This is a genomic window from Xanthomarina arctica (assembly GCF_014638915.1).
GTDB classification, from domain to species: Bacteria; Bacteroidota; Bacteroidia; order Flavobacteriales; family Flavobacteriaceae; genus Xanthomarina; species Xanthomarina arctica.
In genome coordinates this window covers 518,799-541,906 of sequence record NZ_BMFQ01000002.1, presented here as the reverse complement: position 1 = coordinate 541,906, position 23,108 = coordinate 518,799, and the positions used below count along the sequence as shown (strand labels likewise).

Annotated in this window: 20 protein-coding genes; 1 reads left to right on the top strand and 19 read right to left on the bottom strand. The window is 33.3% G+C overall.

The genetic code is table 11. The features are described 5' to 3' along the window. Positions 1-50: 50 nt before the first annotated feature. From IEV77_RS08645 to IEV77_RS08590, 12 genes are all read right to left on the bottom strand, one after another. Positions 51-3,020: a T9SS type A sorting domain-containing protein gene (locus IEV77_RS08645; RefSeq protein ID WP_188463848.1), complete on the bottom strand. Its 2,970-nt coding sequence runs from the start codon at positions 3,018-3,020 to the stop codon at positions 51-53. A 173-nt stretch (positions 3,021-3,193) separates the two neighbouring features. Continuing rightward, a complete protein-coding gene (locus tag IEV77_RS08640; protein ID WP_188463846.1) occupies positions 3,194-5,857 on the bottom strand; it encodes a DNA gyrase/topoisomerase IV subunit A in 2,664 nt (887 codons plus the stop codon). Next, a complete protein-coding gene (locus tag IEV77_RS08635; protein ID WP_188463845.1) occupies positions 5,857-6,339 on the bottom strand; it encodes a hypothetical protein in 483 nt (160 codons plus the stop codon). The genes IEV77_RS08640 and IEV77_RS08635 overlap by 1 nt, the downstream gene beginning before the upstream one ends. After that, positions 6,336-8,195: a DNA topoisomerase IV subunit B gene (locus IEV77_RS08630; protein WP_188463843.1), complete on the bottom strand. Its 1,860-nt coding sequence runs from the start codon at positions 8,193-8,195 to the stop codon at positions 6,336-6,338. The genes IEV77_RS08635 and IEV77_RS08630 overlap by 4 nt, the downstream gene beginning before the upstream one ends. Before the next feature lie 474 nt (positions 8,196-8,669). Continuing rightward, positions 8,670-9,764 (bottom strand): redox-regulated ATPase YchF, encoded by a 1,095-nt coding sequence (gene ychF / locus IEV77_RS08625; protein ID WP_188463841.1) that lies wholly within the window; start codon positions 9,762-9,764, stop codon positions 8,670-8,672. A gap of 328 nt (positions 9,765-10,092) precedes the next feature. Continuing rightward, entirely contained in the window at positions 10,093-11,394 is a 1,302-nt protein-coding gene (locus IEV77_RS08620; protein WP_188463839.1) for a LamG-like jellyroll fold domain-containing protein, read from the bottom strand. A 218-nt stretch (positions 11,395-11,612) separates the two neighbouring features. After that, on the bottom strand, positions 11,613-11,783 hold the full coding sequence (locus IEV77_RS08615) for a hypothetical protein (RefSeq protein WP_188463838.1): 171 nt from the start codon (positions 11,781-11,783) through the stop codon (positions 11,613-11,615). Positions 11,784-11,846: 63 nt separating this feature from the next. Continuing rightward, positions 11,847-12,608, bottom strand: coding sequence for an acyl-[acyl-carrier-protein] thioesterase (locus IEV77_RS08610; protein ID WP_229736623.1), 762 nt, complete (start codon positions 12,606-12,608; stop codon positions 11,847-11,849). 485 nt (positions 12,609-13,093) lie between these two features. Next, positions 13,094-13,441, bottom strand: a complete 348-nt coding sequence (locus IEV77_RS08605) for a hypothetical protein (protein WP_188463836.1) — start codon at positions 13,439-13,441, stop codon at positions 13,094-13,096. A gap of 208 nt (positions 13,442-13,649) precedes the next feature. Beyond that, a complete protein-coding gene (locus IEV77_RS08600; RefSeq protein ID WP_188463834.1) occupies positions 13,650-14,102 on the bottom strand; it encodes a DUF1569 domain-containing protein in 453 nt (150 codons plus the stop codon). 154 nt (positions 14,103-14,256) lie between these two features. Then, entirely contained in the window at positions 14,257-14,655 is a 399-nt protein-coding gene (locus tag IEV77_RS08595) for a hypothetical protein (protein WP_188463832.1), read from the bottom strand. 100 nt (positions 14,656-14,755) lie between these two features. Continuing rightward, the gene (locus IEV77_RS08590) at positions 14,756-15,652 is read right to left on the bottom strand and encodes an alpha/beta hydrolase (RefSeq protein WP_188463830.1); all 897 of its coding nucleotides are present in this window, start codon (positions 15,650-15,652) and stop codon (positions 14,756-14,758) included. A 394-nt stretch (positions 15,653-16,046) separates the two neighbouring features. On the opposite strand from IEV77_RS08590, the gene IEV77_RS08585 reads away from it, so the two are divergent. Continuing rightward, positions 16,047-17,117, top strand: a complete 1,071-nt coding sequence (locus tag IEV77_RS08585; RefSeq protein ID WP_188463828.1) for a methyltransferase — start codon at positions 16,047-16,049, stop codon at positions 17,115-17,117. A 110-nt stretch (positions 17,118-17,227) separates the two neighbouring features. Here IEV77_RS08585 and IEV77_RS08580 read toward each other — a convergent pair whose 3' ends face one another. The 7 genes from IEV77_RS08580 to IEV77_RS08550 all read right to left on the bottom strand — a co-directional run bounded on the left by IEV77_RS08580 (position 17,228) and on the right by IEV77_RS08550 (position 23,045). Continuing rightward, positions 17,228-17,803, bottom strand: a complete 576-nt coding sequence (locus tag IEV77_RS08580) for a DJ-1/PfpI family protein (protein WP_188463826.1) — start codon at positions 17,801-17,803, stop codon at positions 17,228-17,230. Positions 17,804-17,945: 142 nt separating this feature from the next. Continuing rightward, positions 17,946-18,788, bottom strand: coding sequence for an aldo/keto reductase (locus IEV77_RS08575; RefSeq protein ID WP_188463824.1), 843 nt, complete (start codon positions 18,786-18,788; stop codon positions 17,946-17,948). A gap of 263 nt (positions 18,789-19,051) precedes the next feature. Continuing rightward, positions 19,052-19,585: a GNAT family N-acetyltransferase gene (locus IEV77_RS08570; RefSeq protein WP_188463822.1), complete on the bottom strand. Its 534-nt coding sequence runs from the start codon at positions 19,583-19,585 to the stop codon at positions 19,052-19,054. An 8-nt stretch (positions 19,586-19,593) separates the two neighbouring features. Beyond that, positions 19,594-20,676 (bottom strand): endonuclease/exonuclease/phosphatase family protein, encoded by a 1,083-nt coding sequence (locus IEV77_RS08565; protein ID WP_188463820.1) that lies wholly within the window; start codon positions 20,674-20,676, stop codon positions 19,594-19,596. Between the two features lie 162 nt (positions 20,677-20,838). Then, positions 20,839-21,954, bottom strand: a complete 1,116-nt coding sequence (locus IEV77_RS08560; protein WP_229736622.1) for a serine hydrolase domain-containing protein — start codon at positions 21,952-21,954, stop codon at positions 20,839-20,841. 87 nt (positions 21,955-22,041) lie between these two features. Next, positions 22,042-22,485, bottom strand: a complete 444-nt coding sequence (locus IEV77_RS08555; RefSeq protein WP_188463818.1) for a hypothetical protein — start codon at positions 22,483-22,485, stop codon at positions 22,042-22,044. Next, complete coding sequence (locus IEV77_RS08550) at positions 22,482-23,045, bottom strand: hypothetical protein (RefSeq protein ID WP_188463816.1); 564 nt, start codon at positions 23,043-23,045, stop codon at positions 22,482-22,484. The genes IEV77_RS08555 and IEV77_RS08550 overlap by 4 nt, the downstream gene beginning before the upstream one ends. Positions 23,046-23,108 lie beyond the last annotated feature (63 nt).

Genomic DNA, 23,108 nt, shown 5'->3' with positions numbered 1-23,108 from the left:
AAAAAAGACCATACAGTATGAATGTATGGTCTTTTAAATATTAAAATAAATTATCTCCTAATTATTTTATGAGTTGATAGATTGCCATTAACAGAAGATTTCAAGAAATAAGCTCCTTGACTTAAGCTTGAAAAGTCTAATGTAACTTCCATAGCTCTAGGGCTTAAACTCATAACTTCTTGACCTAACAGATTAAATACTTGAACAGTATCAATAGTCTGTTTTGCATTGATATGCAATAACCCTGAAGTTGGATTCGGATAATAACTAAATTGTGCTTCAGAAAACTCATCAATAGATAAAGCACCACAAGTAACATCTGCAATCCAGCCAGTTTCCTGAACACTAGAATCGGAGGTAAACACAAAAGTTAAAGCTCCTGAAGAATCTGTAGAAGTATAAGAATTACCTACAGAAAGCAAACTTTCAGGATATAAGGTAGGCGTACTGCCATCACCACTTTCTTCCCCACAAAGGGTTTGTGCCAAAACCGGATACGAAGCGTCTGGACCATCATAAATTGTTAAGTAATCCCAACACCCCTCTTGATTTCCTTCGCCAGTAGCACTTTCAATATCAACATAAGTGAATGTTACAGTTACATATTCACCAGCAACATCTGGAGAAATTGTTGTTGTTGTCACTTCACTTGGTGAATATCCTGCAGAAACGCCTCCTGAATCTACAAAACTTCCACCACAGACAGGTGGCGCGGCTTCGGTTGTAAAAGAATCTAAATCTGTTGTAGACATTCCAGATGTATCACAATCAGCCATTATATAAGCATCGTAAGCCGTTGCTGGCATTAAACCTGTGGCTGTAGCAGTGTTTGTTCCAAATGCAATATTTTCGGTATATACAGCAGTAGCAGTGTCTGGATCATCTCCGTCGTTAAATACACTAAACACATAACCGTTACTTGCATTCGCGGTTTCATCCCAAGTATAAGTAGCCATGGTATCTGTAGTCATTGTATTAGAAAAACTCCCTGGAGTAACACAACTTGGCGGTGGTCCACAAGTAACATCTGCTAACCAACCCGTTTCTTGTAAACTTCCATCAGAAGTAAATACAAAGGTTAAGGCTCCAGAAGCATCGGTTGATGTAAAGGACATTCCTATAGATAATATACTACCTGGAACAGAAGACACACCTCCATCTCCGCTTTCTTCTCCACAAAGCGTTTGAGCTAATACTGGATAACTAGCATCTGGTCCATTGTAAACAGTTAAATAATCCCAACAACCATCTTGAGTTCCAACACCGGTAGAACTTTCTATATCCACATAAGTAAAGGTAACAGTTACTACATCACCAGAAACATCTGGAGAAATGGTAGTTGTGGTATTTTCGCTTGGTAAATAAGGACCAGTTGCACCACCTACATCAGCATAAGTGCCGCCACATACTGGAGGAGCAATATCCGTTTCAAAACTTAAAGAAACAGAATTAGAAACACTTGTATCACAGTCTGCCATTAAATAAACATCATACATGGTTTGTGGCATTAAAGGAGTTGCAGTTGCCGTTAATGTTCCAGAAGGAATATTTTCAGTATAAACTGGGCTATCCACATCTGGGTCATCGCCAGCATTAAATACATTAAGCACATACCCATTGGTTGCTTCTGCAACAGCATCCCAACTAAAATCTGCCGTTGTATCATCAAAGGATGCTATAGCAAAGTTTATAGGGTCTGGACAAGAAATAGCAAGAGACAATTCAAAATCGAAAGCATCCGCATTATTGGCATCATCCCATTCTATAAGATATGTCATCCCACTAATTACAGGAATAACAACTGTTGATGTATTATTAGCTCCTGAATTATCATCTGAATCGATACAAGCTAAATTCATACAGTCATCATTATAAACAGAGACTCTTGTATCTACTCCCGAATTAGATGTTAAATCTGAAGAGATGGTTAAATCTCCTGAATTTGTTGCTGTATAAGCATACCATTCAGAATTTGTAGCTCCCGATAAACAAACATTAGAAGCTCCGCCGCCGGCATTAGAAGGACCATTAGAGTTAATAATACCTAATCCGATAGTGATGGCATCATCGCAAACAAAATTATTATCAATTGCTATTGGTCCATCAATAGAAAACATTCCTAACTCAGCATCATTATTATTTACAGTCCCCAAAGATGTAGCAGTTCCTGTGGTGACATCTACGGAATAAATATTATTAACGCCACCTCCAATATATCCTGCCATATACAAGGTATTTGATACTGGATCTACATCTGCATCTTGAGCAAATGAGATATCAACACCAAGTGGGCCAACCAATGTTGCCGCTCCTGTAGTTGGATTAAGAGTGTAAAAATTATCGTTACCAATATCTGCCATGTAAATAATACCAGCATTATCTATGGCAAGCCAAATACCAAGAGTCGTTCCGGTTGCACCAATAAGTGTCATGGCCCCAGTAGTTAAATCCAAGGTATATAAATTAGTTGTTGTTCCATCTGTGGTAAGGGCATACATTGTAGAATTTGTTTGATTCCAAGATAAACCAGAGTATGTAACATCTGTAGCAGCTCCAGTTAGAGGAGCTACAATTGTTATGGCACCTGTATCAGGTTCAACAGACACTAAATTAACATCGGTAGTAGCTAAAGCATATAGTGTTCCTGTAACATCAAAATCTGATGCGTATATATCATTGGTAATCACTGCCACGCTAGCAATATTGAAAGGTCCTGTTAGTGGAAAACTTCCATAGTCTCCCCCATTTCTAACATCTAAAGCATAAACATCTCCTGTTGCTCTAAAGGCTGTATTTGAAATTTCTGGAGTTTGATAATAATCTCTTAGAACTTTCTGTTCTTCTTTTGTAAGGAGATTTGCGGGCTCTCTTAAAGTTAAGTTTGCGGCAGATTGAACTTTCTCTAGTACTTTTTCCACCTCAGTAGGAACGTACCTTTCTCTAGCTGTCTGAGAGTATACTGACGTTATAAACAACGTAGCAGTAAGAAAAAACAGCGTTTTAAGTGTAGTGTTTTTCATATTTATAAGTATTGATTAATACCTAAAAATACAAAATAAAAATTGAATTACAACGAACATTTCAAAAATGGTTGGCCTTAAATTGTTCACAACAAGCAAATTATCACGCTAATAAGAAAAAGAGCCGGATTCTTTTGTGAAATAAAATCAGGCTCTTAGAAATTAAATATTAATTAAAACAAGGTTGTTTGTCCTTTATCATCTAAAGCATCTTTGGAGCCGTCATCATCTACTTCGCTCTTTGAATTTCCAGAATTATTTTGAGGATTATCATCCTTAGAAACATCTGTTTCATCAACCACTTCTATGTCTTCAGCAGGAATTTCTTCTGGAGCTTCGTATGGTAAAGATTCTAGCAAGCTTACTTGATTAATTTTATCTTTAGTTAACTGATTTCCTAAGGCAGAAATCCCTTTTACAGAAATAAACTCTTCAAAATTTACTTGTAAATTATCTTTCCGATCCTTACCTCTTTCTTTAGTGAATTCGACATCTGCAATAGGTCTCCATTCTGTGGAAACAATTTCAAGTTGCGAATTAGGGTGTTCAGAAATAAAACTTTCTTCTCGCGCTTCATTTTCTATCACAAAACGCTTGACGTAATAGCGTTCTTTTTCTCCATCGAAATAAATGGCCGAAATTGGTTTTTTAGGAATCCACTTTTCCATGACAATCATATCGTCATCAAAATGCGTGGTAATTTCAGGAGTGATTGTTTTTACCATTCCCGATTGTGTGATGATTAAAATTCTATCTTCACCTCTAAATTCTCCAACTAGTTCCCCTCGATCATCAACGTTTAAGCGTTGCACTGTATCGTCGAACCATATTTTTCGTGGTTTTAATGTGGATACCCCTTTTTCCTTAAGTTCTACTTTTTTAATGGCATGTTTGGTTACCACATTTCCTTTTGAAGCACGTCCTTTAATTAAAACTTCAGAAAAATCCAGATCCCATCTTAGTTTTTTGATACTACCAACTTGTCTAAGATTAATAGTTACCATTTCGGCTTCGCCATTTGGGTTTGCAGAAAAATACCAAACGGAAGATCCTTTATTTCCATTTGTTAAATCGTATTCTTTATCTCTGGTGGTGGATGTAACTGCAAAACGTTTCACATAAGATGGTCCTTTACTTCCATCTTTATAAATTAGGTTGTAAATGGTGCGCTTGTCTTTCTTTTTAAACACAGCAACATGGATGATATCTTTACCAACAAAGGTTTTTGCGTCCACTTTGCTAACCATCATTTTTCCTTCTGCCGTAAAAACAATAATGTCGTCTATGTCGCTACAATCGCAAACATACTCGTCCTTTTTAAGAGATGTTCCTATAAAACCTTCTTCTCTATTTACATAAAGCTTCGTGTTTCTTATAATGACTTTCGTAGCATCTACATCTTCAAAAGTTCTAATTTCTGTTAGTCTTTCTCTTCCTTTTCCGTATTCTTTTTTAAGTCTTTCAAAAAAGGCAATGGCGTAATCAATTAAGTTCGCCAAATGGTGTTTTACTTTTGCTATTTGCTCTTCAAGCGAATCTATTTTTTGTTGGGCTTTATCTATATCGAATTTTGAAATACGTTTGATTCGAATTTCCGTTAGCCTAACAATATCTTCTTCTAAAACAGCTCGTTTAAGATGTTTTGTATGAGGTTTCAATCCGTTATCGATGGCTATAATAACGCCTTCCCAAGTTTCTTCTTCCTCAATATCGCGATAGATTCTATTTTCAATAAAAATACGTTCTAAAGAAGCAAAATGCCATTGTTCTTCAAATTCACCAAGTTGAATTTCTAATTCATTTTTTAATAATACAACTGTGTTATCGGTTGAACGACGAAGCATTTCAGAAACACCAACAAATAGTGGTCTGTTGTCTTCAATAACGCACCCTAAAGGAGAAATAGAACTCTCGCAACTGGTAAAAGCATATAGAGCATCTATTGTTTTATCTGGAGAAATACCTCCTGGTAAATGCACTAAGATTTCTACTTTGGCAGCCGTATTATCTTCAATTTTCTTGATTTTTATCTTACCTTTATCATTGGCTTTCAAAATGGAATCAATTAAAGAAGAGGTATTGGTGCCAAAAGGAATTTCTGTAATAACTAAGGTATTTTTATCGAACTGAGAAATTTTAGCTCTAACCCGAACTTTTCCACCTCGTAATCCGTCGTTGTAATTGGTAATATCTATAATTCCTGCTGTTGGAAAATCTGGATAGATAATAAAACGCTTTCCTTTTAAGTGCTTTACAGAAGCATCGATAAGTTCAATAAAATTATGAGGTAGTATTTTTGTTGAAAGTCCTACAGCAATTCCTTCTCCTCCTTGTGCCAAAAGCAAAGGAAACATGACTGGAAGATTTACGGGTTCTTTTCGTCTGCCATCATAAGAGGCATGCCATTCTGTTATTTTAGGATTATAAACAACGTCTAACGCAAATTTGGATAAACGCGCTTCGATATATCTAGATGCTGCTGCACTATCTCCTGTTAATATATTACCCCAGTTTCCTTGGGTGTCAATTAGTAAATCTTTCTGACCAATTTGAACCATAGCATCTGCAATACTAGCATCTCCGTGTGGATGATATTGCATGGTATGTCCAACAATGTTGGCTACTTTATTGTAGCGTCCATCGTCTAAATCCTTCATGGAGTGCATGATACGACGTTGAACCGGTTTAAAACCGTCTTCAATAGCTGGCACAGCACGTTCCAGAATAACGTAGGATGCATAATCTAAAAACCAATCTTTAAACATGCCAGAAACCTTTTTGATAGTTTCCTGACTGTCTTCTTGTTCATTTAACAAATTGTCGTTCTCTTCACTCATTAATCGGTAGGTTTTCTATTTAATTTTATCATTTTTGTTAATGATTGTCTGATATATTTTCTCTTTTTCTTAGAAACCAAAGACACATTAAAACGTTCTTTTTTTGTATGACCATGTTTGTCCTTTACCAACAAAACTAGCTCTTTATATGCTAAATAATTATTAAACTTAAAACCGATAAGACCGTCTTTTGAAAACTCGACTCTATGTTCTCTATAATTGAAATGATCTGAAAGTAGCAGACCTTTATTAGTTACAACTACTTTTAGGCCATCGCTATCGTATTCGAAATATTTTGAAATAAAATGAACAATAAAAAAAAGGAGTCCAAAACTAAATACTAGTATAAAAAACGTGACTAAAGGATTTGGTGTTAAATGACTAAAAGCACTAAATACTGTCGCTAAAATAATTGCCAATACAATCAATATAAAATATACTGAAATAATAATATTTCTTACTTTATCGTTGTTGGTTCTCATATGGCTTCTTCTACAATATCTAATTCAACTCTTAGATTATCAATAATAAAATCTTGTCTGGTTGGCGTGTTTTTTCCCATATAAAAAGCAAGTAACTCTTCAATGGACATTTCTTTATCCAACATGATTGGATCTAGACGAATATCTTCACCTATAAAATGTACAAATTCATCTGGTGAAATTTCTCCAAGTCCTTTAAATCGGGTGATTTCCGGTTTTGGTTTTAATTTTTCAACGGCGTTTCTTCGTTCTTCTTCAGAATAACAATAGATGGTTTCCTTCTTGTTTCTTACACGAAATAAAGGAGTTTGTAAGATATATAAATGCCCTTCTTTAATAATTTCCGGAAAGAATTGTAAAAAGAACGTAATTAATAACAAACGAATGTGCATGCCATCCACATCGGCATCTGTAGCAATTACCACATTGTTATACCGTAAATCTTCTAAAGATTCTTCAATATTTAAAGCGGCTTGTAGGAGATTAAACTCTTCATTTTCATATACAATTTTTTTAGTTAAGCCATAACAGTTTAAAGGTTTCCCTTTTAAGCTAAAAACCGCTTGCGTATTCACATCTCTAGATTTAGTAATACTTCCAGAAGCCGAATCTCCCTCTGTAATAAACATGGTAGTTTCTAGGTATCTTTCATTTTTTATATCACCAAAATGAACTCTACAATCACGTAATTTTTTATTATGAAGATTTGATTTCTTAGCTCTATCCTTAGCCAATTTTCTAATACCGGAAAGTTCTTTTCTTTCTCTTTCTGCTTGAAGGATTTTACGCTGAATTTTCTCAGCAGTATCCGGATTTTTATGTAAATAGTTGTCTAATTGTGTTTTTAGAAAGTCGTTTATAAAAGTTCTAACCGTTGGCAGCTTACCTCCCATGTCTGTAGACCCTAATTTAGTTTTGGTCTGACTTTCAAAAATAGGTTCCATTACTTTTATGGAAACTGCAGAAACTATGGATTTTCTAATATCTGAAGCTTCATAACTCTTACCATAAAATTCTCTAATGGTTTTTACAAGAGCTTCTCTAAAAGCTGCTAAATGAGTTCCACCTTGCGTTGTATTTTGCCCGTTGACAAAAGAATGATATTCTTCGCTATATTGCGTTTTACTGTGGGTAATGGCTACTTCAATATCTTCTCCTTTTAAATGAATAATAGGATAAAGTCTATCTGTATCTTTAATGTTTTCGGATAAAAGATCCTTCAAACCATGCTCGCTAAAATACTTTTCGCCATTAAAAACAATAGTTAAACCGGTGTTTAGATACACATAGTTTTTGAGCATTTTAATAACATACTCATTTCTATATTTGTAGTTTTTAAAGATAATTTCATCTGGAACAAAAGAAACTTTGGTTCCTTTTCTTCTAGAAGTATCGTCAAGTAAATCTTGATTGATTAAGTTACCTTGTTCAAATTCTGCTGAAGCCGATTTATTATCACGTGTAGATTCTACTCTAAAAAAAGATGATAAGGCATTTACGGCTTTGGTACCAACACCATTAAGTCCTACCGATTTTTTAAAGGCTTTGGAGTCGTATTTTCCACCAGTATTCATTTTGGAAACCACGTCTACAACCTTTCCTAAGGGAATTCCACGTCCGTAATCACGTACAATGACTTTACTTCCTTGAATGGAAATATCAATGGTTTTACCAGCTCCCATAACATATTCGTCAATGGAATTATCTAATACCTCCTTTAATAGAATATAAATACCATCGTCTGGCGATGATCCATCTCCAAGTTTCCCGATATACATTCCCGGACGCATTCTAATATGTTCCTTCCAGTCAAGTGAGCGTATGTTATCTTCGGTATAATTGGATTGTTCAGTCATAAAATTGGCGCCTTTATTAGATACGTTGCTAATATAAGGTTTCGGTAGAAAACATAAAACCGCAATGTGCTAAAGTAATTAACAAAGTTTTTAAGAGTGGCCCTTGAAGAATTTAATACAACTCAAATTTTAATTTTCACTCTTAAAAGTAAAATACAAGATGGGTAGAATAAGAATAGCCAAGGCTATAATTAGCGAGGTGATAAGCACAAATTTAAACACGTAAAAAAGCACTACAAAGAAAATTATTGCTAATATTAGTGCCAATATAATTTTACCTTTCATAAAGTTTGAATTTTTATTATGATAATAAAGGTATGAATAAAAATGTGCTCAATCAGAAAATTGTTGATGCATATACTACAAAACTAGTCATATCTTAAGTGATTTAAGTTTCTAATACGTCCAGTTTAACCCATGTATGGATGACACTAAAAACACTTGAAAATAAATGACTTAACTATAAATTACAACCTACACGTTAAATAAGAAGTGCATGACATCGCCATCTTTAACAACATAATTCTTTCCTTCAACACGCATTTTACCAGCTTCTTTTACTTTGGCTTCGCTACCAAGAGTTTCAAAATCATTATAAGAAATAACTTCTGCTCTAATAAAACCTTTTTCAAAATCTGTATGTATTACTCCAGCTGCTTGTGGTGCAGTTGCTCCAATATCAACAGTCCAAGCACGTACTTCTTTAACTCCCGCAGTAAAATAGGTTTGTTGTTTTAATAACTTGTATGCCGAACGAATTAATTTGGAAGCACCAGGCTCGTCTAAACCGATATCTGATAAAAACATCTGACGCTCTTCATAATCGTCTAACTCGTTAATATCTGCTTCTGTACCAACAGCTAATACTAAAACTTCAGCATTTTCGTCTTTTACAGCTTCTTTTACTAAGTCTACATACTTGTTTCCAGTTACGGCAGCACCTTCATCTACATTACAAACATACATAACAGGTTTATCTGTAATAAACTGTGAGGGCACAACAAAATCGTTATAATCGTCTTCTGAAAACTCCAAAGTTCTCACTGAAGTTCCAGCTTCTAAAGCAGCCTTAATCTTTAATAAAACAGCCTCTTCTTTTTGAGCCTCTTTATTTCCTGTTTTAGCTGCACGTTTTACTTTTTCTAATTTTTTATCTACAGTTTCTAAGTCTTTTAACTGTAATTCCATATCAATGGTTTCCTTATCGCGAATGGGATTAATATTACCATCTACATGGATGATATTATCGTTATCGAAACAACGTAACACGTGAAGTATGGCATCTGTTTCACGAATATTAGCCAAGAATTGATTCCCTAAACCTTCACCTTTACTTGCTCCTTTTACCAAACCTGCAATATCTACAATCTCTACGGTAGCGGGTTGAACGCGAACTGGATTTACTAGTTCTTCAAGTTTCTCTAATCTTGGATCTGGTACATTTACAATTCCAATATTAGGTTCTATAGTACAAAACGGAAAGTTGGCACTTTGCGCTTTTGCATTAGATAAACAATTAAAAAGGGTTGATTTCCCTACGTTTGGTAATCCTACGATGCCTGCTTTCATTGAAAACTTATTTTCATTCCCACAAAGGTGGAAATCTGTTATTGTTAAATCCTGCGTCTGCCTATCAATAGACAAGTTAGCAGGAATCTGTTTAAAGGTTGTACTTATTTTTTGAAGCTGCAAAGATAACTATTTCCTTGATTAGTTTGAATAAGGAATTGGGAAATGTTTCTGGGCTGTTTAGATTGTATTCATAAACTTTATCCTACTGCATTTATATTGTTCCTTATACTTCAACCATATGATATTTTGTTATAAATAAGATCTTGTGTATGACTATTATTAAGTCTATTTTTTCTCCATAATTCTGAGTTCTTTTTGGAGAAATTTAATTATTAAATAATTCTGTGATATCTTCTGGACAAAGAGCGGCATTAAAAATTCTGACATCATCAATTTTACCTTTAAATGTACTAGAAGGCAAACTTAATCTTGTGCCTATAACTAAAGGAAGTTCGTCGTTGTAAATATCTCCTTCAATTGTCTCCATGGCTACAAGTTCATCATTGACGTATAAATACATGGTTTGATCTATAAGAACACCTGTTACAAGAAACCACTCATTTATATTATAACCTTGTTTTCTTGCTTGTACAAGAGTTCCTCCAGCAGTTATAGAAAAAATGACATCGTTGGTATTGCTCAAAGACAATCCGAATGGCGCAGAAGACGTTCCATTTACATGGCTTCCTTTTCTAAGGATTTGTTGTGATTTTATTTCTTCTGGATATACCCAAGCAGAAATCGTGAACTCATTATCTAAATATAACTGATCGTTGTCTTCAATTTGTATGTTATCATCCACGCCATCAAAATAATAAGCCGAATTACTTTCTGAGAATCTATTTGTAGTTAAAATGGCTCCAGAAACAGTTCCATTATTATTAAAACCGCTTTCATCCATGGCATTAGCATTCATTGGGTAGAAGGCGTTTAATTCTGGAACGGTGTTGGGATTGCATGGGATATTTAAACTAACTGTAATATTGATTTCTTTAAATGTTTCGTTATTTTCAACTCTGGCAGTAGCAGAAATAATTGGGTTTCCTACAAAATTAGGCACATATAACACTTTCAATTCTCCAGTTGAAGGGTTTATTTCTAATATATTATTTGGACTTTGTTCAATAATTGAAAATGTTAAACTTCCTTCACCTGTAGTTGCTTCTATTAGCCCTAAAGATTGATTAATGGAAGGCATTTCTTGGAGAGTTACACTAAAATCGGAAGCATTAATTTCGTTTATGTCTTTCAGATTAATGGTGACATTTGCTGTTTCAAAAAGGTCTGCATTTTCTACCTTAATAACCCCAGTAATTATTGGATGGGTATCGAAATTAAAAAGGGTATCATCTAATACACTTATATCTCCAGAATTAGAATTTATTTCGAAAGCTCCAATTGGAGATTGTTCTGCAATTGAAAATACGATGTTTCCTTGATTAGTTGAAGCGTAAACAGTTCCTAAATATTGATTCGCATTAGGGTTTTCATTAATTGTTATTTCAAAATCTGAAATAGTAATGATTGCGTCATTGGTTTCATTGAAATCATTTATTTCTTCAGTACTATTTGTACAAGAAAAGATTAATCCTAAAAAGATCAATGATACTAGTCTAAGTTTATTCATTATTTGTTTTATTTATTCTAACAGTTTCTAAATATACTGATTCAAATTATAATATGTTGTTTAAACATTAAGTAGGAAACTTTAAGAATTAAATGAGATTCTAGTAATAAACTAATTACTAGTGAGTTATTCTACATTTTATAAATTATTAAAAAGATAGTTTCCTTAATTAAATTGGATTGAGTTTGGACCATCCAAGCAAAGCACAGTATTAGTTTTTATTTCACCGTATAACGAATAATCACTTCATTATCCAAAATAACGTTGGTAGACCAAATAAATTCAGCACCTGAACCACTAAACTTTTCAATGAAATCTGCAGAAAGCTGTTCCACCATCAACACCATCCGAATTGCAATTGGTAAAGAGTCTTTTTTTACTATCTTCATTTAAGAAATTTAAATTGCTGATAGGTGCTGTATAAAAAGCTTGAGCTTTCCATAATAATTACTCTAGGTTGATTTGTTTGTTTTCTTCCAAATAGTCTTTGCTGTGGCACAAACTTTATCTGTTCCTTCAATTTTTATGGAGTGTATAAACGATTTGTTTAGGATATCATTTTTTGTTAATGAAACAACGGTTTGGCCATAATGTGCTTCTGCAATAAACCTCCCGTCTATGGTGTGTAAATAATAATTATCAATAACTTCCTCAGGAATGGATTCCACGACCCATTGTAAATATCTAATATTATTGACATGCTTAATCATATCTGTATCGTATCTATTTACTTTGAAATTTAATTTGTAATCTGAATCTTCAACTGGGTGAATCTTTTGAGTAATGTTATAATTTATACTTTCTTCGCTACAGAAAGACCATTTTTCCATTATTTCATTAAATATTTTAACAGGACGTCTTCGAACTATATCAAAGAAAATCCACAAGCCTCTGGCTCTTCCTATGATATTATTTTGTTCATCGTAAATAATATTTTCTCTAAAACCTTTAATGGTTGAATATTTGGACAACCAGGTCCTAATAGTAATCTTCTCTTTATAACTAGGATAACGCTCCATTTGCATCATACCAGAAATTAAAACCCAACCAACATTTTGTTCTGCTAATTGATATAAACCGTGGTTTATGGAATAACAATGGTCTGCAGCGGTTTCTTCCAATAAGGTTAAGATGGTTGTTGGAGATGCCACACCAAACTCATTCATTTCAAAGTATCTTAACTCAAATTGTTTATCGAAATAGTTTTTAATCATTTGAAATTATTTAATTTGGGGATTTCGATTAGTCATGAAGTATCACTGTGGTAATAGACAATAAATATAACCATATTTCCAAAAACTGATGGGAGAAATCATGGAAAATTATTAGACTAAAAAAAATAAATGTTATTAAACATGTTTAAAAATTTGTTGGGAGATAACATCATGTTTTGAAAGATTTCATTCCAGTTTTTACTGTTCTTTCCAGATCAAATTTTAATCCCTATAAAATAGAATGGTATTTGCTTCATTTGCAAGATTTAAATCTCCATTTCAATAGGCTTTTGGCTGATGCACAATGGATATTACCGCATGGAATAAACTTGCCTATAAAGCCGGAAGCTAAAGGTATTTGATGATCTGAAATGGGTATGACATGGGTTTGACATAGGGTTTATATGGAGACACCATGGAGTTACCATGGAGTAGATATGGAGTAGCTACGAGGGAACCCCTTGTAAACCCCATTCTATATGGGTTTATAGTGCATGTTTGCACAGCATAACCTGCATATTTTTTAAATTGGATGGTTGCGTGCCTTCTTGTTTTAGGTTCTGAATTCCGAACCAAGGCACTAGAGATACATTTGAAGAAACCTCTCTTTTTAGACTGGGACCGCTCCCCTCTTGGATTATTTGATAATAGGCAACGGTTAAGTGACTTGGCATTTTGGTGTCTTGAAAGTCTTTTGCAGTTTCTAAAAACCCTGTTCTTATGGCTTTTGATACGCTGGATGCCATAAGGGAAATACACTCGCCTTTAAGTAGGTAATAGCTTTTACCGTTTAATTTGCCTTGTAGCCATATGATTCCTTTTTGCTTAGCCATTTTAACAATAATTAGTTGTGATACACTAAGTTATGAAAAAAAAAGAGATGTTTGTATAGTGTTATCGAAATAGTTTTTAATAATCTACAGTTTTAATAATCATTGTACTACATGATAACCGTTTTATTTTTTAATAAGATTTCCATGCGCTTTGTTTGGCATTCTCTATTCCTTGATCGATTAAATTGTAAAAAAAGCTCTTTTTTCGTTATACTCCAAATTGGTTTAAATGGTGATCAAGGTGTTTATAAAACATGTTATTCCATTCTGTTTTAGTCAAAACCCCGAAAGAATGACTTTCTTTATTATCAAAGTGGTGACCTCCTAATTCCTGTGTTTTTTTTATATAAGAATTTAACTGCTCCTTTTCTTTTTCAAAATCCCTCTTATTTACAATAAGAAATTCTGGTGCTGTACGCCCATTCCTTTTATATGGTTTTTCGCTAACAACTATTTTTTTTACAAACGTTTTAAGCATCCATTTTTTTAATCCTTTAGGTTTTGTGTAATTGGCGCTGTAGATAGCGTGGTAAGCCACATTGCAATGTGCTAGCATTTGGTCTACAGTCATTTTTCCCCAGAGGCCTTCAGACTTTGGACTCAGCGAATTAATTCGGTTTATGACTTCTTCTGAAACGGTTTTGTTAAAGATATCTTTCATTATTTTAAAGTTTGGTTATTTCAGCTTTAAGATAGCAAGTTGAACATGCCATAAATATAACCATATTTCTTAAACCTGATCAGCTACCAAGCCAAATTGCATGATAAAAAACAAAAGATTTTGAAGAATTTAGAGTTAGTTTTGAAATCTTATTTTAAGCTGTTTGCTTGGTAATTACATCTTCAACCTTATAGAATAAGATGGCATTAAACATAATAAAAACTAGAGCATACCAAAATCCATAATACATAGACAACCAGCTTCCAGCACCAAAACTATGAGCTATCAATACGAAAAGCAAAAAGACTCTAGCATATTTTTTTGGTAAATAATATCCTATGAAGCCAATTAGAATTAACCAAAAGGCACAGAGAACAAAGATGCCAGAAACGTGTTGGTTCATTACAAAATGACCAATGGTATTTGCTTCGTTTGCAAGATTTAGATCGCCATCCCAATATGCTTTGGGCTGATGCGCAATGGTTATTACTGCATCGAATAAACTAGCCCATAAAGCAGGAATTAAGGCCAGGAGTTTTACTCTTTTTATCATTGCGTGATTTTAAGAAGTCGATGGTTATATAATCAATTCTAAATTAGATGTCATATGACATTTAATTGACTGAATCAGATGAGTTAAAACTGCATAACGTTTATAAATTATCTAAAAAAGTAAAGATTTGCGTATAAGCTTCTTTCATTTCCTCCTTGTTTGGAGCGTGTTTTCCATTAGGCGAAAAAATGATAACATCTTTTTCTTCATCTAACATAGGAATGAATTTGTCGAAGGTTACAGGTGGAATTTGAAAATCTTTCCCTCCATGCCACAAAAATATAGGTGGATCGTTTTTGTCAAAGTAAGTAATAGGTTCGTAAATTGACGTCATTTTTTTAGATTCAAAACCTTCTGTTCCAGGAAAAAGTGCTTTTCCTATTTCACCAAGAAATGGAATTTCGCTTTCTGTAAAAATCTTTTCAACCAGATTTAAGCCATCAACAGGTCCAGAAAAATTAATAATTCCAGTAATATTCATTCCTTCATTAAGGGGATGTGGGTATTCCGGATTGTTCTGAGTCAATCCCACGTTGGTCGCAATATTTGCACCTGAAGAAAAACCAGTAAGGATAACGTTTTCAATATCCATATCATACACGATATTATGCTTTATTAAAAAGTTTAAGGCATTCGTTAAATCACTTGTAGCAATAGGAACTCCACGTTTTAATCTATAATTTAAATTAATAACATTTAAGCCTTTCTTTAAAAAAGGTTCTATGTAATTCTCTTCTTCGCTCTTGTCGCTTACATAATAACCGCCACCATGTAAAAAAATAATTGTGTAATTAGAATCTCCGTAAGATTTGGCTATATCAGAAAGATACACATCCATTTTTTGGTCTCCATCTGGACCATAAGCAACATCTTTTAAAATACGGTAAGTCTCTTTAATTTGCTCTGGGGTTTTATCCTCTATGTTAGAGAGTTTGGTGGAACATGAAGAAAAAAACAGAAAACTAATAATTGAAAAATAGAGAATGGTTCTATTCATGGGAATTGAAATTAATTGTAGGTAAAGATTTGGTTAAAAATGTTGTTTTTATTCCGTAAGGAAATTTGAAGCGGCAAAAGTACAACAAACTTTATATAAACCTAATATAGTCGTTATTTTTAATACCGGTACTAAGATTGCCACCTAAGTAATTTATAATAACGCATTTAGCAAGTTTAAATAAACAATAAATCGATATATTCTATAGGATTAGATATTAGAGCTGAAATAGCTCTTAACATGTTTTAAAAGGTATCTTTGTAAACATATTTACATTACCCTGAATACCATTTTACCAGTTGTTGATGTTATGATATTACAACTAATTTCAACACATAAAACGTATAATATTATTTTAAATAGAGGTTCTTGGAGCTTCTAAAAAATGAGAAGAATGATTACAGATATCCAGATAAATAAGCCAGAACCCATTATTAAAACTGAAAAACGATTGGAATTGTTTCAACGTTCCTCAGATGTTAAGCAGACAATTAAACGATTAGAAGCTGGAAAAGCTGTATTAATAACTGCATTTTACAGCAACGGCTTAGTACTTTTAAAGGAATTACAAATCCACCTTAAAAGACGCATGCCAAGTAAAACGTTTCAAGAGCAGCGTGAGTTTCGTGCCGCTTACCATAAATTATCTAATCTTATTCTCTTAGAAATTGTAGATCATAAATTAGACGTAAAAAAAGCACCTTCTATTGGTTGGTTAGAAAAACTATATCCAGAAACAAGTAACTTTTTATTGACTTTCCCTCAGGTTCAGGGATTAAATAGTTCTTGGCAGTGGTATCAAAATGGGATTAATACTCCAGTTTTGCGTAACAAACTCCACCCCTATTATGGAACTTATTTTCCAACCCGTTTCGATCATTTAATCCTTTTTGACAATTGGTTAAAGCGTTATGAAGGTCCTAAAAAAACAGCTATTGATGTTGGAATTGGTAGTGGTGTCCTTGCTTTTCAAATGGTAAAACATGGGTTTCAAAAGGTATTTGGTACAGATAACAATCCAAATGCCATAGTTGGTCTGCAAGAATTTATGGGAGATAGTAAAATGTCTAGAAAAGTAGCATTAGATTATGGTACTCTTTTTGGGGCTTGGGATAATCCAACTGAATTAATTGTTTTTAATCCACCGTGGTTACCAGCTAAGCAACCATTAGACAATCTTGATGGTGCTATTTATTATGATAAAAATCTATTTCCTAGTTTCTTTAAAGAAGCTAAGAAAAGACTTTTGCCCGATGGTAAACTTGTTATTATGTTTTCTAATTTGGCTCAAATAACTGAAGTTACTAAAGCACATCCTATTGAAAAGGAATTAGCTTCTGGTGGGAGATTTCAATTGGAAGCACGTTTAACTAGATCTGTAAAAACGGCTTCAGATAAAACAAAAAGAGATTTAAACTGGCGCTCCAAAGAAGAAGTAGAACTTTGGATTCTAACAAATAAGTAGGGTTTAAGTGAATTGAAATATTTTGATATTATTATATTTAGCTAATTCTAACTAAAATAAAAAAAAAGCCCAGATTGGGCTTTTTTTATTATATAGATTTTAAAAGAGACTTAAATTTTTATTTTAGCTCCCATAATTTTTAAAAATTCTCTTATAAAACTTGGGTGTGCTGGCCAAGCTGGAGATGTTACCAAATTTCCATCAACAAAAACACCATCGGCTGGAATGGATTGAAATTCTCCTCCTGCAAGTGTTACTTCTGGTCCAACTGCTGGGTAGGCTGTTAATTTTCTACCTTTTACAACATTGGCTGCTGTTAATATTTGAATTCCATGGCAAATGGCCGCTACGGGCTTATCTTCCGTAAAAAAGTATTTTACTATCTCTAAAACATCTTTATTTAATCGTAAATATTCTGGCGCTCTACCTCCAGCAATCACTAAACCTTGGTAATCTTCTAAATTTACATCAGCAAATGTATAATTTAGAACAAAATTATGGCCTGGTTTTTCTGTATAGGTTTGATCGCCTTCAAAATCGTGAATGGCTGTCTTAACAATATCACCTTTCTTTTTATCTGGACACACAGTATGTACTTCATAACCTACCATTTCTAGCATTTGAAAAGGTACCATAGTTTCATAATCTTCAGTGAAATCTCCTGTTAAAAATAATATTTTTTTCATTGTTTTAATGTTTAAAGTTACTACCTTATTTATTATAAATTTACTTTTAAAATCTCTGTCTTGCAAACTTCAAAACCCTTATTAACTATAAGATAATATGTCATTATAACATTTTTAGGATTTCGGTAAAAAAATCTTGAGATTAAAAATCTACAGAATCAGGATGCAAGCCAGAACTTCCAAAATCATCCATGTTATTTATGGCGGTTATATCTGCTTCAGAAATTTCAAAATCGTAAACCTGGAAATTTTCTTTAATTCTACTAGGCGTCACCGATTTTGGTAATGGTAATACCTGATTTTGTAAGGCCCATCGAATACATATTTGAGCCACAGACTTATTATATTTAGTGGCCATACTTTTTAAAAGTTCGTTTTCTAGCACTTCTCCTCTCCCCAAAGGACTCCACCCTTCCACTTGGATGTTATTTTTAATGCAAAATGCCACGCAGTCTTTTTGCATAAATCCTGGATGAAATTCTAACTGATTAACTGCTGGTTGAATTGTAGCAAATTCCATTAAAGGCACCAAATGATGCTCTAGAAAATTACTAACTCCAAGGGCTTTGATTTTACCTTCAGAATACAAGAATTCCATGGCTCTCCACGTTTCTGAATTTAACTCCTGCCAATTTTTGAATTGATTAGAAGTAGCTGGCCAATGGATTAAATATAAATCTAGATATTCTAAGTCTAAATCTTTTAAGGTTTTTTCGAAGGCTTTTAAAGTTGTTTCATAACCACGTTCGGTATTCCAAAGTTTGCTAGTTATAAAAAGGTCTTTACGGGGTATACCACAAGCTTTAATACCTGCTCCAACTCCTTTTTCGTTATTATAAATTGCGGCAGCATCTATATGTCTGTACCCACTTTCTACTGCTATTTTTATAGAATTTATAGCTGTTTCTCCGTCGGGTGTTTGCCAAGTGCCAAAACCTACAGAAGGAATTGAAACCTTGTTATTTAGTTTGAAATATTTTTCCATTGTTTAATTTAATTTTTAATCTTCTTTTTTAGATTGATTTCTACAGACGTAAAAAATGTTTTGTATTTATATCATTGATATATCAGTTGTTTTTCGTGACACTTGTTAAAAATACAAAACCGATGTGGGAAATAGTATGGCCTTAACATAACTGCGTTATAAATTAACAAATTGTTTAAGATTTGCGATAAGATCTGTCCCAACCAATTTTACTTTTCCGGAAAGAAATTTAGTTGTACAATAAAAACGTAGGATGTTTATATTTATTTAATGGGTTTCAATAAAGACCAATAAATCATATCATTATCCTTCTGCACTTCTTTAAAATTTAATTTTTGGAGTAAATTTATAGAGCTTTGATTTTCTACTAAGCATTTAGCTGTTATCTCCCTTAGAATCTTGTTTGAAAAGGCCCAGAATATAAGTTTCTTAGTAGCTTCTAGCGCGTAGCCTTTTTGTCTTTCTTCTTTAATGATGCCGTAACCAAGATCTGCGTTATTTTCCTTACTATTAAAACCTTTAAAGCCTAGATCGCCAATGACTTCAGATGTTTCTTTTTTAACAAGCATCCAAGATTCAAAACCGGTAGGCAAACCCTCTTGAGATAAATTAGTAATAATTCTTGGTAAGGTTTCTAAAACATCTTGATCTGGCCAGCTTTTTCCTTTTATTAGATTTAATTTATCCAAATCACTAAAATCGGCTTTCAATAAATTATCGCAAATTTGAATGGTAAATGGGATAAGAATTAATCTATCCGTAATCAAGCTAGCTATCTGTAGGGTTTGAGGTTTCAATTTATAGATTATTCTTGTGCCACATCCGGACGTTCGCCTTCTTCCTTCTTTCCATCTTCAATCATTTCATCTACTTCTTCGGCTTCTTCTCTATCTAAAGTTTCTACTTCTTCTTTATTCTCATCCTTTTTAGAAATATGAAAACTACAAAATAGCGGTAAGTGGTCGCTCCCAATATATTTTAGAGCTTTAAAATCTTTAATTAAAATATCTGGAGAATGGAAACTTAAATCAATAGGAAACCTGAGTAATTTATATTTAGCATGATAGGTAGAAACAAAACCACGCCCAATTCTAGGATCTAATAATTTGGAGGTTTTTCTGAAAAGAATGGAAGCCTTAGCCCAAGCCACATTGTTAAAATCGCCAACTACCACTTTAGCTCCTTTCGTTTCTAAAACTCGTTTTCCTAAGGAAAGCAACTCGCCATCTCTTTCTTTAGAAGTGTCTTCTTCCGTAGGACTTGGAGGCGGTGGATGGACTCCAAAAAAGGTAAAAGGAATACCGCTATCCGTAATCAAAGAGGCTTCAATACTTGGCACATCGTCTGCAACAAAATAATTTACCTTTAAAGATGTCACTTTTAAATTGGTGTAAAAATGCATGCCGTAGGTATTTTCTAAAGCTACTTTTTTATAATTGGGGTAATCTGTTTCTATTTCTGCTAGAGCATCTTCCCAAGCCTGGTTAGATTCCATAGTCAATAAAATATCCGGTTTCACTTCTTGAACCAAATTTATTAATAGGTTATAGTGCTTGTTAAACTGATAAACATTTGCTGAAATAAGCGAAATGGTTTCAGAGTCTTTAGGAATCTCTTTATTGTTTCGTTTTCTATATACAGGCGTAAAAGGAAGTAATACTATTAAATTATGAATCATTAAAATACCCAAAAGAAAAATAGTAACCCAAAAAAGGGTGTTTTTGGTATTTATAAGTACTAATCCTAAAATTAGCATGAGTAACTGAAGAAAAAACAATTGAATTCTTCCAAACTCCCACACGCGAAACATCCAATGTTGATGAGGAATAAACGGTAATACTGAGGCTAAAATAAAAAGACCCGATACTATATAATAGGTTAGTAACATGACTTGTTGGTTGGTTTGATCCTGATAAATTTTACTAATTAATATTGATTAACTTAGCTATAGTAGCCAATACGGATACATGTTGCTATACTTTAAAGCATCTAATTTAACAAAAGAATTGGAACCTACGTGACCTGTTAACAAGAAATACCAATCAAAAGACTACTTTAATTTCTTAATTTCTGGAACTATATAATCATTTAAAAGATCTGCGGTTTGATTATGAGATTCCATACCGCCATTAAAATAAGTACTCGTTAAAACAACTACCAGCTCTAAATCTGGAAAGATGGCTACTTTGTTCCCTCCTGTTCCTGTCATAAAATAAGCTTTTACTTTTTCATTGTTAGTCCCAAATTCAGAAAGCCACCATAAATACCCGTATTCATAATCAAACATACCAACTTCAGCCTTGGGACTTGTTGACATTTCAACAAATTCTTCAGAGATAATTTGCTCTTGATTCCAACGTCCTTTGTTTAAGTATAATTGCCCTATTTTTAATAAATCGCTGCTAGTTAGTCCGAGACCTCCTCCCGTCATTGGCAAACCTGTTGGGGTTAGTTGCCAATGGTAATCTGTAATGCCTAATTTAGAAAATAATGCTTTATCTGCATAGCTTTCTAAAGACCCTGAAGCATTATTTATAAGATCTCCTAAAACCACAACTCCGGCAGTACAATAACTAAAGCTCCGTCCATATTTTGAGTCTTTAGGTTTTGGAATCCATTCTGGAAAGCCTTTAATGGGCAAATCCCAATAAAACTTCACCCAATCTTCAATAAGGTACATACGTTCTTCTTGGCCTCTTGAGTTTTGATCCCAATCGTTACATTCCAATAAAGAAGACATCGTGAGTAAGTCTTCGATTGTAATTAAATCTTTTCTAGGATCTGGATTTTGAATATTTTCTGGTTTAGAATAGGTGGAAACATTTTCTGAAACAGATTTTATAATGCCATCTTGAAGCAGGCAACCTATTAGAGTTCCAGTAATGGTTTTAGTAGCTGAACGTGTGTTATGCTTGGTAGTAATCTGATTGTCGTTATAATAATTTTCAAAAACAACCTTCCCTCTATGGGCAATAACCACACTAGAAATTTCTTTATAATTTCCTACAGTAATGAGACTATCCATTTTTTGAATAGCCACATTATTCTGAAGTGAATTTTCGGTTTTCCAACTATTCTGGATTTGTGAAGTTGTTGATGGATTGTCTTGAGCATGAAGTGATACACTAAAAATAGCCACAACAGCTAATAGAGATAGATTTTTCATTTGATTGATTGATTGATTGATTGATTGATTGATGAATTTGGATATGAGACGTCAGGAGACCTAAAATGTTACAAATTGAATCCTATTTTATATTGAATCCTTAGACATCCACTTTTTTAAAGCCGAAATTCTTGATCCAATTTTACTATTATTAGAGAACAATACAGCACTTCCCATAGTTGCAATCAATGTAATAAAAGCTAAGGCTCCAAGAGCGCCACCATAACCTTCAAAAAACATACTTTCATTAAAATATACTATAGAGAACAACATACCGGCCAAGGCTAAATGAAGATAACTCCCTTTCATTTTTGGGGAAACCATTCCGATAAAAGAAGTACCAAAAAATACAACAGGGATATTATTTGTTAGATACTCATTGAGTAAAACAGGAAAACAATAAAAAAAAAGTCCTACAATTAAAGATAGTAAGGCAGAAGCTCTAACAGCACCTTGATTTAATTTTGACCCAACATAAAAGGTTAGCGTTGCACCAAAAACTCCAGTAAGTATTATGATAAAAATGTTCATTGTACCAACCAATATATTAAAGAAACTGAAATAACTCCACCAAATGCAATAGTACCAAGCTTCCCTCCTATACCTATATATAAATTTTTAGATAGTATATAATAAATTCCGGATAAAACTCCCGCCGCGAGAACAAAATTCCATGACGAAGATATTTCCATACTAGACATGCCTATAAACGTCCCACAATAAATAGCTGGAGGCAAGTCTTTTAAATAATAAGATTTTTTATTAAGACAAGGAATAAATGAAGCTAATACACCGGTTATGGAAGCAGCCAACACGCTGCCCAAGCCAGTATATACATTTAAAGCGAAGCATATAATAGCACCTATTGGAACCCAAATTGCAACCGTTATTTTTTCATATACATAGTCTTCATAATGGAAATCTAAATACAGGTATGCTAAATACATAGTCAAGCATATTCCTAAAATAGAAAGAATGGCTACATAGTTTTCTGATTCATATTTCTCTTTTAGCGTCAGGGATAAAAAAGCAATTTGTAAAAGCAAAATGGATAAGACAGAAAAAACTCTTAAGACTCTGTGTCCTTTCATTTTTCAAACATATATTTAAAAGTCACTGTATCGATTCTTAATTTGAATTTTTTGAAAATAAAA

What these genes read in the sequence shown, in the direction of transcription:
- IEV77_RS08645 (WP_188463848.1), bottom strand. Translation starts at nt 3,020, where the DNA reads ATGAAAAACACTACACTTAAAACGCTGTTTTTTCTTACTGCTACGTTG.
- IEV77_RS08640 (WP_188463846.1), bottom strand. Translation starts at nt 5,857, where the DNA reads ATGAGTGAAGAGAACGACAATTTGTTAAATGAACAAGAAGACAGTCAG.
- IEV77_RS08635 (WP_188463845.1), bottom strand. Translation starts at nt 6,339, where the DNA reads ATGAGAACCAACAACGATAAAGTAAGAAATATTATTATTTCAGTATAT.
- IEV77_RS08630 (WP_188463843.1), bottom strand. Translation starts at nt 8,195, where the DNA reads ATGACTGAACAATCCAATTATACCGAAGATAACATACGCTCACTTGAC.
- ychF (WP_188463841.1), bottom strand. Translation starts at nt 9,764, where the DNA reads ATGAAAGCAGGCATCGTAGGATTACCAAACGTAGGGAAATCAACCCTT.
- IEV77_RS08620 (WP_188463839.1), bottom strand. Translation starts at nt 11,394, where the DNA reads ATGAATAAACTTAGACTAGTATCATTGATCTTTTTAGGATTAATCTTT.
- IEV77_RS08615 (WP_188463838.1), bottom strand. Translation starts at nt 11,783, where the DNA reads ATGAAGATAGTAAAAAAAGACTCTTTACCAATTGCAATTCGGATGGTG.
- IEV77_RS08610 (WP_229736623.1), bottom strand. Translation starts at nt 12,608, where the DNA reads ATGATTAAAAACTATTTCGATAAACAATTTGAGTTAAGATACTTTGAA.
- IEV77_RS08605 (WP_188463836.1), bottom strand. Translation starts at nt 13,441, where the DNA reads ATGGCTAAGCAAAAAGGAATCATATGGCTACAAGGCAAATTAAACGGT.
- IEV77_RS08600 (WP_188463834.1), bottom strand. Translation starts at nt 14,102, where the DNA reads ATGAAAGATATCTTTAACAAAACCGTTTCAGAAGAAGTCATAAACCGA.
- IEV77_RS08595 (WP_188463832.1), bottom strand. Translation starts at nt 14,655, where the DNA reads ATGATAAAAAGAGTAAAACTCCTGGCCTTAATTCCTGCTTTATGGGCT.
- IEV77_RS08590 (WP_188463830.1), bottom strand. Translation starts at nt 15,652, where the DNA reads ATGAATAGAACCATTCTCTATTTTTCAATTATTAGTTTTCTGTTTTTT.
- IEV77_RS08585 (WP_188463828.1), top strand. Translation starts at nt 16,047, where the DNA reads ATGATTACAGATATCCAGATAAATAAGCCAGAACCCATTATTAAAACT.
- IEV77_RS08580 (WP_188463826.1), bottom strand. Translation starts at nt 17,803, where the DNA reads ATGAAAAAAATATTATTTTTAACAGGAGATTTCACTGAAGATTATGAA.
- IEV77_RS08575 (WP_188463824.1), bottom strand. Translation starts at nt 18,788, where the DNA reads ATGGAAAAATATTTCAAACTAAATAACAAGGTTTCAATTCCTTCTGTA.
- IEV77_RS08565 (WP_188463820.1), bottom strand. Translation starts at nt 20,676, where the DNA reads ATGTTACTAACCTATTATATAGTATCGGGTCTTTTTATTTTAGCCTCA.
- IEV77_RS08560 (WP_229736622.1), bottom strand. Translation starts at nt 21,954, where the DNA reads ATGAAAAATCTATCTCTATTAGCTGTTGTGGCTATTTTTAGTGTATCA.
- IEV77_RS08555 (WP_188463818.1), bottom strand. Translation starts at nt 22,485, where the DNA reads ATGAACATTTTTATCATAATACTTACTGGAGTTTTTGGTGCAACGCTA.
- IEV77_RS08550 (WP_188463816.1), bottom strand. Translation starts at nt 23,045, where the DNA reads ATGAAAGGACACAGAGTCTTAAGAGTTTTTTCTGTCTTATCCATTTTG.